The sequence below is a fragment of the Terriglobus sp. YAF25 genome (assembly GCF_052113305.1).
Classification (GTDB): Bacteria; Acidobacteriota; Terriglobia; order Terriglobales; family Acidobacteriaceae; genus Terriglobus.
In genome coordinates this window covers 1-10,613 of the sequence record NZ_JBFRCY010000053.1, presented here as the reverse complement: position 1 = coordinate 10,613, position 10,613 = coordinate 1, and the positions used below count along the sequence as shown (strand labels likewise).

Below are 10,613 nucleotides of genomic sequence, written 5' to 3'. Positions count from 1 at the left end.
CACCTGGACGATCTGGCGGCGTAGACCTTCCAACGTGCCGTCGTTGCGGATCAGGAAGTGAGAGCGCTGCATCTTTTCAAAGTCTGACATCTGCGCATCCATGCGGCGGCGCGCATCGTCCACCGTCGCTCCCGGTTGCCGCGCCAGAAAACGTTCGATGCGGAGCTGTTCCGGCGCATAGACCAGCACAATCCGGTCGAAGCGATCGCGCAGGTTGCCGTGTTTCGTCTCGAAGAGCAACGCGGTTTCGACGACGCAGACGGCTTCAGGTTCGCGCTCACCGATCTCCGCCATCCATGCGGCCTGGGCTGCGATGGTTGCGGGATGGACGATGGCGTTCAGCTCTTCGACGCGGCCGTCGGCGAAGGCGATCTTTGCCAGCCGAGTGCGGTTCAGGGTGCCGTCGGCGGCGAGTACTTCCGCGCCGAAGTGTGCCACGATCTGGTCGAAGACGTTCTGACCAGGCTGCATCAGCCGGCGGCCGACCTCATCGGCCTGGATGACGTGTGCCCCGAGTTCGACAAGCATGGCGGCCACGGTGGATTTGCCACTACCGAGGCCGCCTGTAAGTCCGACACGAAGCATCGTTACACGCCCCGGCGCTGCCGGGCTGCGCGGACGGTATTCTTCATCAGCATGGCGATGGTCAATGCTCCTACGCCCCCGGGGACCGGAGTATAGGCTCCGCTCACGGCAAAGGCGCGAGGATCGACATCACCGACGACGGTATATCCTCGCTTGTCGAAGCCTGCGGCGCGAGTTGTGTCGTTGGGGAAGAAGTTCTCCATTTCGGCGCGATCGTTCACGCGGTTGATACCGACGTCGATGATGGTCGCGCCGGGCTTGACCATCTCTTCCGTGATGAAACCGGGGCGGCCGATGGCAGCAACCAGGATGTCAGCGTGGCGGGTGTAATTCACCAGGTTGGCAGTCTTCGAGTGGCAGACGCTGACTGTTGCGCTTGCGTTCAGCAGCATCATGGCAGCGGGCTTGCCGACGATATCGCTGCGTCCTACGACAACAGCGTTGGCTCCGGCGATTGCGATCTTGCTGCGCACAAGAATCTCAATGATGCCTGCAGGTGTGCAGGGAGCAAGTGCGGGTTGACCTGACTGGAGCCTGCCTGCGTTGACGGGGTGAAATCCGTCGACGTCTTTCTGTGGATCGATCGCTTCAAGCAGCTGTTTGGTGTCGACCTGCTTTGGTAGCGGAAGCTGAATCAGGATGCCGTCGACATCCGGACGCGCGTTCAGTTCCGCGACCAGAGCGAGCATCTCTTCGGTAGTCACGGTCTCAGGTGGCGTAATCATCTCACTGCCGATACCGAGTTCGCCGCAGGTCTTTACCTTGCTGCGGACGTAGATCTCAGAGGCAGCGACATGGCCGACCAGCACGACAACCAGTTTGGGGGTAATGCCGCGCGCAGCCAGTTCTTTGGCTTCAGCGGCAACTTCGTTCTTAATCTCGCCGGCAATGGCGACTCCATCCAACAGCTTGGCCACGTCTTTTTTGTCTCCATAACAATCGTACCGGGAACCGGGGTTGCCTGTTGTGCGTAAGAAAATGTCACAAAAGGGTTACAACTGGTTACTTCAGATGCTGCAACTCGATGGCTACAAAAGCGTCTAATCAAACAGGTGGGCAGGAAGATCACGAAAGGGGCGGAGAGGCAGATGGCACAGGAGATAGAAAAGGGCATCGAGAAGTTCACGGAACAGGACCTCGCAGGCCTGCGGAACGACCTGTTGCAATCAGGGCTGGATAGCTGGCAGGCAGGGGAGTTGATTTCCAATTTCCTAATGGGTCGCGGCTATGGCGTATCGAATCAGGCGGCACGGAATGCTGCCACACGCATTGAATCCGCTTCCTGTTCGATTGAGTGCATGCAGCGCGAGTTGGAGCGTGTTGCACTGGTGATGTAATTCAGGATTGATGTTATGAAGTAAAAGCCCGCGACTTCGCGGGCTTTTCTTCGTTTTGAGAAGAGAATCTTTTTATTCGTACTTCAGCGTGGTAACCGGGTCGAGTTCCGCAGCGCGGCGCGCAGGTAACGTGCCGAAGATTACGCCAACGATGACCGATGTCAGCAACGCAACCACGGCCGACATCCAGGAGTGAGGGACCTTGACGGGTGTCAGGAAGGTGACAGTGAATGGAATCGCCAGGCCGATAACGGTGCCGACGACACCGCCGGAGAGTGAGAGAAAGACGCTCTCGGTGAGGAACTGCATCAGGATCTCGCGCCGGGTGGCGCCGAGGGCTTTGCGAATGCCGATCTCACGAATACGCGCCTGCACATTGGCCAGCATGGAGTTCATAATGCCCACACCACTCACGATGAGCGTGATGGCAGCAGCTAATGTGAGTACGATCGTCAGCATGGTGGCGATCTGACCCATTACGTGCAGCACCTGCGTCAGGGTAAAGGCGGTATAGACGCTGGTGGGGCGATGGCGAGCCTTGATGATCTCCAGAATGCGCTTGGCGGCCGGCTCAACCTGGGAACTGTTGGCTACGGTAAAGAAGATCTGCTTTACGCTGTCCGTACCCTGGAAGTAGCGGGCGACTTGATAGGGGATCAGGATGGTCTGGTCGCTGATCTCTGATTGGCCGAAGGTCTCCACGCTTTCTTCGAAGACGCCGACGATCAGGAAAGGAATTCCGCTGACGGTCAGCGTGTTGCCGATAGCCCCTTCCGAGCCGCCGAAGAGAGAGAGCGCCAGGGACTTGACGATGACCGCTACTTTGGCGTGGGAGGTGGCGTCCTGATAGTCAAAGAAGCGACCGCGCAGCACCTTCAGATTGCGTACCTGTTTGTATTGCGGCGAGACGCCCAGCAGCATGGCGTCTTTGGTGAGGCCGCTGCCCATGCTGATGCGGTCGTGGAACTCCAGCATCGGCGAGGAGGCGATGATGCCGGGTACAGCGGCTTTCACCGCATCCATATCGGCATTAGTCATGAAATCCGGGGTGGAGGTATTGTCGGGCCCGGCGACGCTGCCGCCGTTGAACTGCATCTCGATCATGTTGGGGCCGATCGAGGAGATCAGGTTCAGGGCGTAGTCCTTGCCGGTAAGACCCAGGGTGACCACCAGGATGATGGAGGCGGACCCAATCACCATGCCCAGCATGGTGAGCAGAAAGCGGGCCTTGCTGGCTCTAAAGCTGTCAATGGCAAGGTTGAACGTCTCCGAGAACATCAGGGAGGTCTTGGCAGACTTCAGGGTGCTCTCAAAGGTTCTAGCCCGTTGCGCCGGGCGCGCCGGAGATGAAGCTACGGTGGCCATATCCTCTTCTCATTAGAGCACTTCTACCTGAAAAAGGAGCACGAAAAACGGGCGAAAATCGCACCCGGAGGGGCGGGCTTGGTATGCTAACCCTCAGCGCACCTGCCTCAAGCGGAGGGATGTGTGAGTGGTTGAAACAGGCGGTCTTGAAAACCGCTTTGGGCGAAAGTCCAACGGGGGTTCGAATCCCTCTCCCTCCGCCATAAGAAGCTTAAGTGCGTCCTGAGTTGCCCCGGGATTTCCGGAATTCTTCTCAGAAACCAACCTTTCCGGCGCGCGCTTTGCTTTACACGACCAACAATCTAAGAATTAAGTCGACCCGAGTTGTTCTACCTCCGGTCTTTCTGGAAGAAGAGATGCCCGTCACTGAGCGGGCCTCAGCTACCGTTTTTGACGCGCGTCGCCAGGTCGTCGAGGTTCTCGACGGCATCGACGATCGTCTTGTCGTGGTGGTCGGGCCTTGCTCGATTCACGACCCCGATGCCGCCCGTGAGTATGCCGGGCTGCTGCGCGAGGCGATTACGGAGCTCTCGGACGAGCTGATGATCGTAATGCGGCTCTACTTCGAGAAGCCGCGGACCACCGTCGGCTGGAAGGGCCTGATCAACGACCCGTACCTGGACGAGTCGTTCCGCATCAATGACGGCCTTCGCATCGCGCGCCGCCTGTTGCTCGATCTTGCGGAGATGGGCGTACCGGCAGGCACGGAGTTCCTGGATATGATCTCGCCGCAGTACGTGGCGGATCTTGTCACTTGGGGCGCGATCGGAGCTCGTACGACGGAGAGCCAGGTGCATCGCCAGCTCGCCTCCGGACTTTCCTGCCCGGTTGGCTTCAAGAACGGCACCTCGGGCAATGTGCAGATCGCGATCGATGCGATTCTTTCTGCGAATCATCCACATACGTTCCTGGGAACCTCGGATACGGGGCAGTCGGCGATTTTGCTGACCTCCGGAAATCCGGATTGCCACATCATCCTGCGCGGTGGCCGTCAGACGACGAACTTCGATGCTGCCTCGGTTGCTTCTACTGCTGAGCAGATGGAAAAGGCCTGGGTCAAGCCACGCATCATGATCGATTGCAGCCATGCGAACAGCGGCAAAGACCACCGCAAGCAGGGCGCCGTCTGCCGCGATGTTGCCGGACAGATTGCCGCGGGCGATAGCCGCATCATGGGTGTGATGATCGAGAGCAATCTCGTCGCCGGCACTCAGCCGCTCGTCAATGGCAAGGCGCAGGTGTACGGGCAGAGCATCACGGATGCGTGTATCGATTGGGCCGAAACGCAGGTCCTGCTGCGCGATCTCGCCGGAGCTGTGCGTGAGCGCCGAGTAAAGAAGGCCGCCGCCCAGCCGGTAGCGGCCGCCGAGTAAAGAGCGCCGAAGACGTCAATTCAGACCAATCATGGAGTCCTGATCTCATTGCAATAGAGATCAGGACTTCGTGTTCGCGTAGGTCTCTTTGCCTAGTCCGGCCTTCTTGATGAAGTGAAAGAATACCTCCATCTCACTTTGGAGGCATTCGAACCCGTGACCAAGAACCTTATGCGCGCCGCGCTGGCTTTGCTGCTGGCTGCACCTTTCACCGCTCACGCCCAGAACAAGGCGGTCGACTTCAATCCGAAGATGCCGTTCTCCGACGGCTTCATCGCAGGGAACACGCTGTATGTCGCCGGTCAGCAGGGACCGGACGATCATGGCAAGGTGACCGGCACCACCATTGAGTTCCAGACAGAGCGCACGATTGCCGCTATTCAGCGCGTTGTCGAGAAGGCCGGTTTCAAGATGACCGACCTGGTCAGTGTGACGGTGTATGTGACCGACCTCAATGACGTGCCCAAGATGAACGAGGTCTATAAGCGCCTGATGCCAAACCCGAAGCCAGCTCGTGCAACAGTGAAAGTTGCGGGTCTGATCGGCGATGCCAAGATTGAGATCTCGGCGATTGCTGTGAAGCAGTAGATTCCTAAGAGAATTCGATTTGATCAACGCGAGTGCAGGACTTGCTCTAGGGGGGGTATGCACTCGCGTTTCTACTCTTCGGCGATATAAATCCGTCGCCTTATCGAAATGGTCTTTAGCCCTGGGCTTCTCCTACCCATTCAAGTAAAAGCCCAGGGCTAAAGACCATTTGTTTTAGGGTGTCATATCAGCGGGCTGAAGCCCGCTGACCACTCCAGTCAGCAAAGCTGGCTGGGGACCCCGCTGCTCCCACCGGATGGTTTGAACCACCATGCTACGTGCCGCAGAAGGTTTTGCTGACGTACTCTTCGGGGCGGGCTGGTGTGGCGTAGCGTTCCAGGTCTGGCCGTTCGTCGTAGGGCTTCGCCAGAACCTGTAGTAGATCTTCGAAGGGTTGGAAGTCCTGCTTTTCGGTTGCTGCTTCCAGTGCCGCCTCTACCAGGTGATTACGCGGGATGTAGATAGGGTTGGTGCGGCGCATCTGTGCAGCGCGTTCTTCGGCTGAGAGATTCTCCTGCGTCAGGCGTTGGCGCCAGCGCGGTTCCCACTCATCGAATGCTGCCGGGTTGGTGAACAGGGCACGGACAGCGGCATTGCCTTCCGTGCTGGAGGCGGCATCGCAGAGACGGCGGAAGGTCAGTGTGTAGTCCGCGCGTTGTTCCATCATGCGATTGAGCAGGTCCTCGATCAGGATTGTGTCGCTCTCCTGCTCTGTCATCAGTCCTAATTTCTGCCGCATGCCTGTGTTGAGCGCGGCTTCATAGTGTTTGCCGAACTGTTCCAGCGATTCATATGCCGATGCGAGTCCGGCTTCATCGCCGCCCTCTTCTTCCACCATGAGGGGAAGGATCGTCTCTGCAAGACGCGCCAGGTTCCAGTGCATTGCGTTTGGCTGATTACTGTATGAGTAGCGGCCCTGGTGGTCGATGGAGCTGAAGACCGTGCGCGGATGATAGGCCTCCATGAAGGCGCAGGGGCCGTAGTCGATGGTCTCTCCGGAGATGGAGGTGTTGTCTGTATTCATCACGCCGTGAATGAAGCCGATCAGCATCCATTGTGCGACGAGCTTTGCCTGACGTGTGACGACTCCATCGAGGAATGCGCGATAGCGGCGTGTCGCGGTTGCCGCTTCAGGCGCGGCAGCCTCCTCCGAATAGTGGCGTTCGATGGCGTAATCGGCAAGTCTACGGAGGGCGGCAACATCTCCCTGTGCAAAGAAGTATTGAAAGGTGCCGACGCGAAGATGGCTTGCGGCAACGCGAGTCAGTACGGCTCCGGGGAGCGCGGTCTCGCGAAAGACTGCCTGGCCGGTGGTGACTGCGGCGAGCGATCGCGTTGTCGGCACACCCAGCGTGGCCATGGCTTCGCTGACGATGTATTCCCGCAGGACGGGTCCGACTGCCGCGCGTCCATCGCCATTGCGCGAGAAGGGAGTACGGCCCGAGCCTTTGAGCTGAATGTCATAGCGGATGCCATTCCGTCCCACGACCTCGCCGAGCAGGTTTGTCCGGCCATCGCCGAGCTGCCGCACGAAGTATCCGAACTGGTGGCCGGCATAGGCCATCGCGAGAGGTTCTGAGCCTTCGGCTACGCGACTGCCTGCAAGTACAGCGACGCCCTCCGGGCTGGCCAGGGCTTCGGCATCCAATCCCAGCAGATCGGCAAGCTGGAGGTTCAGCTTTACCAGCCTGGGTGTGGTGACCGGAGTGGGTGCAACTCGTGCGTAGAAATTCTCCGGCAGCCGGGCATAGCTGTTCGCAAAGGGAATGCGAAGGGGCTTCAGGTCGCGATCCTCGGTCAGGCTCATCGTTCTATTTTCCCTGATCTACGGTGGGCGTGTTTTATGGGCGTTGGTGCAATGCTTGGTTGGGGAAGCCGGGCCTTGGCGTACAGCAGGTTTCGCTGAAGAGTTATAGAGCGGGCCTTCAGCCCGCCTTCAGCCCTTTTTCGTCACTATGGCCTGGTACCTGGGGCGTTGCCCCAGGCTGGTATAGAACGCGCCTTCAGCGCGTAGAGCCTACTGCAGGTCGACTAAACCGCGCTGTAGTGCGTAGATGGTGGCCTGGGTGCGGTCGCGGGCGCCCATCTTTTCCAGGATGGAGCTGACGTGGATGCGGACGGTCTTTTCGGCGATTCCCAGCTCTTCGGCGATCTCGCGGTTGGAGAAGCCTTGTGTGATGCAGGTCAGCACTTCGCTTTCGCGTGGAGTGAGGTCGACCGAAGGCATGCGCTCGGCCAGGCGATGGAGAATCTCTTTGGGGATGTAGCGGAGGCCGCGGCTTACGGTGAGCACGGCATTGGTGACCTCTTCTCCGGAGGCGTCTTTGGTGAGGTAGCCCATGGCTCCGCCACGCACGGCGCGGTAGATGTCTTCGCTGCCGCGATAGGCGGAGAGCACGATACATCGGGCGGTGGGGAAGTCTTTACGGATATGCTGCAGCACCTCGAAGCCGCTCATGCGTGGCATTCGCAGATCGAGCAGAACGACGTCCGGCGTGAGCTGGTGGTAGAGGTCGATTCCCTGCTGACCGTCACTGGCCTCGCCCACCACTTTGATCTGAGGATGGGTTGAAAGCACAGAGTGCAGCGCCATCCTCGCGAGGAAGTGGTCTTCAATCAGGATGACGCGGATGGGGTTCATAGGCCGATCCACCGGATTACATCTGTGTCTGACAAGCGCCGCGATGGGTCAGGCGAGTCGTATGGCAACACGACGGAGACTTCAGTGCCTCGATTGAGCGCGCTCTCTACGTTGAAGCGTCCGCCGATTTTGCGCGCGCGCTCCTCCATCACCAGCAGGCCGAAATGCCCGCGCCGGGTCCCGGTGCGATCCTGGGAAAAACCAACGCCATCGTCGTGAATCACCATTTTTAGTGCGGATTCATCATACCGTAAATGCACAAGGATAGACTTCGGCTGGCCGTGCCTTAGCGCATTGGAGACGGCCTCCTGTCCAATGCAGACAAGGTGATGCACCGACGCCGGAGGCAGCAGAATCTCCCGCCCCTCGACTGCCATGCGAGTCTCCACATCGTCCTGCTTATAGTGCGAGCTGATGGCCTTCGACAGAGCCTGGGACAGGACTCCTGTGACCTCGTCGGTATCCCGCAGATCCCAGATAATGCGCCGTGCCTCTGCCTGGCAGTGCGAGACCATGCTGCGCGCCATGTCACAGGCGCTCTTCGCATCGGCGAGCTCATGGGCATCCCGGTCGAGAGTGCGCGAAGCCGTTTCGAGCTGCCATGAGATGGCGGCGAAGCCCGCCATCAGCGTGTCGTGACACTCGCGCGCGATGCGGTTGCGTTCCTGCAGCACGATGCCCATGTTTCCTTTCACACGGCGGATCCGGCGCGTGTACAGGTGTGCTCCGAGGAAGAAGACAAGCATGCCGACCAGCAGATAGAAGGTGTAGGTGGCGTAGAAGTGTGGCCGCTGGCGAACACTGATGGAGGCGACGGGAGTCATCCATGGATCGCCGCCGACGCGTGCCTGCACCTCAAAGGCGTAGGTGCCAGCCGGGATGCGGCGATAGCGTGCATAGCGGGAGTGGGTGGTCACCCAGCCCGAGTCATAGCCTGTCAGGCGATAACGGAACTCCGTCTGCGAGGGGTTGGAGAGGCGGCTGGCGTCGAAGCGGAAGTTGATCTCGCCCTCTGAGGGATCGATCACGACACGGTCGCCGGTCAACAACGATTCGGCGCGTGTGTCATTTCCGAAGGTCCAGCCGGTGATGCGGGCGGTTGGCGGAGCCATGGTCGCGGTTTCGGCGAACGGAGTTGTCCGCGCGAAGCCTTTGCTGGTGGCGAAGTACATTATTCCGTTGGGAAGGCGGGTTGCGGAGGGACGCGACGGGCCGCTGCAGTCGGAGGAGGGCATGCCGTCCTGCTTGATGAATAGCGTCGAAGAGATGCGCTGAAGTTTTCCGGTCGACAGATCGTTCAGGTCAGAGGCGAGAATTCTGACGACGCCCTGCGATGTGCCCAGCCAGAGATGTCCGTGTGCGTCTTCCAGCATGTTGTAGATGGGCATGGATGGAAGCCCGGCGTCGTTGGGCAGGGGGAATGCCCGGTCGCCCGCGATGCGGGAGAGTCCGCCGGTGCGCGAGCCGGCCCAGACGTTTCCGTGCGAGTCCAATGACAGCGAGAGCACATAAGGATGGGGCATCTCGCGAATTGTCTGGACTTGAYCGTCGGCGATACGGAACAGACCGGTACTGGTCGCCGCCAGGATGGAGCCATCGGTATCTTCCAGCAGATCGGTGATGAGTTTTGAGGGAAGGTAGGTCTCGCCTCCGGTCGTTGCAGGAATGCCGCTGCGGAAGTAGTGAAGGCCGGTGTAGGTTCCAACCCATAAGCCTCCCAGGCGGTCGGAGTGCAGGACGCTTACAGCGTTGACGGGAGACTCAATCCCGAGCTGGTGGTGGCTCCAAGTCTCTCCGTTGAAGGAGTAGATGCCATCGAACCAGGTTCCCACCCAGATGCGGCCGTGCTTGTCTTCCGTAATGGTTCGGATCGGCGTCCTGACGGGCATTCCGGGAATGTGGACTGGGGCAATGACGCCGTTGTGCTGACGAAATACGCCTTGTCCCCAGGTGCCAAGCCACAGGTCTCCCTTGCTGTCGCCAAAGGCGACGGCAGAATAGGACGGCTTGAAATCCGGAGCCTGCAGCATGGCGAAGGGCGCGCGCCGCCATCGGCTAAGGCCTCCGGTCAGGCCGCCGATCCAGAGGTTGTCTTCGTCATCGACAAAGAGGGTGCGGACAGTGTCATCCGGCAGACCATCTGCCGTGGACCACCCCGATGCGCCTTCGCTATTCCAGCGAAAGAGGCCGCTGTTCTTGGTGCCGATCCAAAGGTTGTGTTGGCGATCGCTGACCAGGATGGTGACCTGGGTGTCAACCTGCATGCGCTGCGTGAATGTAGGTTCCTGGCCGGCGCGTTCCGTCGCATCGAGAACCGCATGCATGGTGCCGAGCCACAGATGGGAGGTTCGGTCGCGATACACGGAGGTGGGCTCGCCGAACTGGGCGGGAACTGGGACACGCGTTACACCGTGGCTGGTCCGGTGAAAGAGTCCTGACGAGGTCACGAAGTACATGCCGCCGTGCGTGTCYTCGGCGAAGACCGTTGTAATGTCGCCGCCGATAATGCCGACGTCGGGAACCGTCTCAAGTTGGTTATTGCGGTAGCGCAGAATGCCATACTGGGTCGCGATCCAGAGGGTTCCATCGTGGTCAAAGACCATCGTCCGGATGCGCTCATTCTCGTGGCCGGCGGCGCTGCTGATGTTTACGGCGCCGGTCGCCGTCTGATGGATTACGCCGGCGCCATCGGTGCCGATCCACAGGTCGTCTGCCAGGCCGGGG

The 10,613-nt window shown here is 59.7% G+C and carries 9 protein-coding genes and 1 tRNA gene; 4 read left to right on the top strand and 6 right to left on the bottom strand.

The window, feature by feature from the left end; genetic code table 11:
- Both coaE and AB4043_RS03535 read right to left on the bottom strand, forming a co-directional pair.
- A partial coding sequence (coaE, locus tag AB4043_RS03540; RefSeq protein WP_442306511.1) for a dephospho-CoA kinase occupies positions 1 to 585 on the bottom strand: 585 nt, incomplete at its 3' end.
- A gap of 2 nt (positions 586 to 587) precedes the next feature.
- Complete coding sequence (locus AB4043_RS03535; protein WP_442301444.1) at positions 588 to 1,502, bottom strand: bifunctional 5,10-methylenetetrahydrofolate dehydrogenase/5,10-methenyltetrahydrofolate cyclohydrolase; 915 nt, start codon at positions 1,500 to 1,502, stop codon at positions 588 to 590.
- 171 nt (positions 1,503 to 1,673) lie between these two features.
- Here AB4043_RS03535 and AB4043_RS03530 point away from each other — a divergent pair, with 171 nt between their 5' ends.
- The gene (locus AB4043_RS03530; RefSeq protein WP_442301445.1) at positions 1,674 to 1,922 is read left to right on the top strand and encodes a hypothetical protein; all 249 of its coding nucleotides are present in this window, start codon (positions 1,674 to 1,676) and stop codon (positions 1,920 to 1,922) included.
- Between the two features lie 72 nt (positions 1,923 to 1,994).
- Here the strand turns inward: AB4043_RS03530 and AB4043_RS03525 are convergent, their stop codons facing one another.
- Complete coding sequence (locus AB4043_RS03525; protein ID WP_442301446.1) at positions 1,995 to 3,287, bottom strand: ABC transporter permease; 1,293 nt, start codon at positions 3,285 to 3,287, stop codon at positions 1,995 to 1,997.
- A gap of 113 nt (positions 3,288 to 3,400) precedes the next feature.
- Between AB4043_RS03525 and AB4043_RS03520 the strand changes: the two genes are divergently transcribed.
- The 3 genes from AB4043_RS03520 to AB4043_RS03510 all read left to right on the top strand — a co-directional run bounded on the left by AB4043_RS03520 (position 3,401) and on the right by AB4043_RS03510 (position 5,248).
- Positions 3,401 to 3,490, top strand: a tRNA-Ser gene (locus tag AB4043_RS03520).
- A 78-nt stretch (positions 3,491 to 3,568) separates the two neighbouring features.
- Positions 3,569 to 4,660 carry a 3-deoxy-7-phosphoheptulonate synthase gene (locus AB4043_RS03515; protein WP_442301447.1) on the top strand — a complete coding sequence of 364 codons (1,092 nt, stop codon included), beginning with the start codon at positions 3,569 to 3,571 and terminating at the stop codon, positions 4,658 to 4,660.
- Positions 4,661 to 4,816: 156 nt separating this feature from the next.
- The gene (locus AB4043_RS03510; protein WP_442301448.1) at positions 4,817 to 5,248 is read left to right on the top strand and encodes a RidA family protein; all 432 of its coding nucleotides are present in this window, start codon (positions 4,817 to 4,819) and stop codon (positions 5,246 to 5,248) included.
- Positions 5,249 to 5,522: 274 nt separating this feature from the next.
- Here AB4043_RS03510 and AB4043_RS03505 read toward each other — a convergent pair whose 3' ends face one another.
- The 3 genes from AB4043_RS03505 to AB4043_RS03495 all read right to left on the bottom strand — a co-directional run.
- The gene (locus tag AB4043_RS03505) at positions 5,523 to 7,055 is read right to left on the bottom strand and encodes a protein adenylyltransferase SelO (RefSeq protein WP_442301449.1); all 1,533 of its coding nucleotides are present in this window, start codon (positions 7,053 to 7,055) and stop codon (positions 5,523 to 5,525) included.
- A gap of 210 nt (positions 7,056 to 7,265) precedes the next feature.
- Positions 7,266 to 7,889, bottom strand: coding sequence for a response regulator (locus AB4043_RS03500; protein ID WP_442301450.1), 624 nt, complete (start codon positions 7,887 to 7,889; stop codon positions 7,266 to 7,268).
- A partial coding sequence (locus AB4043_RS03495; protein WP_442306510.1) for a sensor histidine kinase occupies positions 7,886 to 10,613 on the bottom strand: 2,728 nt, incomplete at its 5' end. The genes AB4043_RS03495 and AB4043_RS03500, both read right to left, overlap by 4 nt.

What these genes read in the sequence shown, in the direction of transcription:
- AB4043_RS03530 (WP_442301445.1), top strand. Translation starts at nt 1,674, where the DNA reads ATGGCACAGGAGATAGAAAAGGGCATCGAGAAGTTCACGGAACAGGAC.
- AB4043_RS03525 (WP_442301446.1), bottom strand. Translation starts at nt 3,287, where the DNA reads ATGGCCACCGTAGCTTCATCTCCGGCGCGCCCGGCGCAACGGGCTAGA.
- AB4043_RS03505 (WP_442301449.1), bottom strand. Translation starts at nt 7,055, where the DNA reads ATGAGCCTGACCGAGGATCGCGACCTGAAGCCCCTTCGCATTCCCTTT.
- AB4043_RS03500 (WP_442301450.1), bottom strand. Translation starts at nt 7,889, where the DNA reads ATGAACCCCATCCGCGTCATCCTGATTGAAGACCACTTCCTCGCGAGG.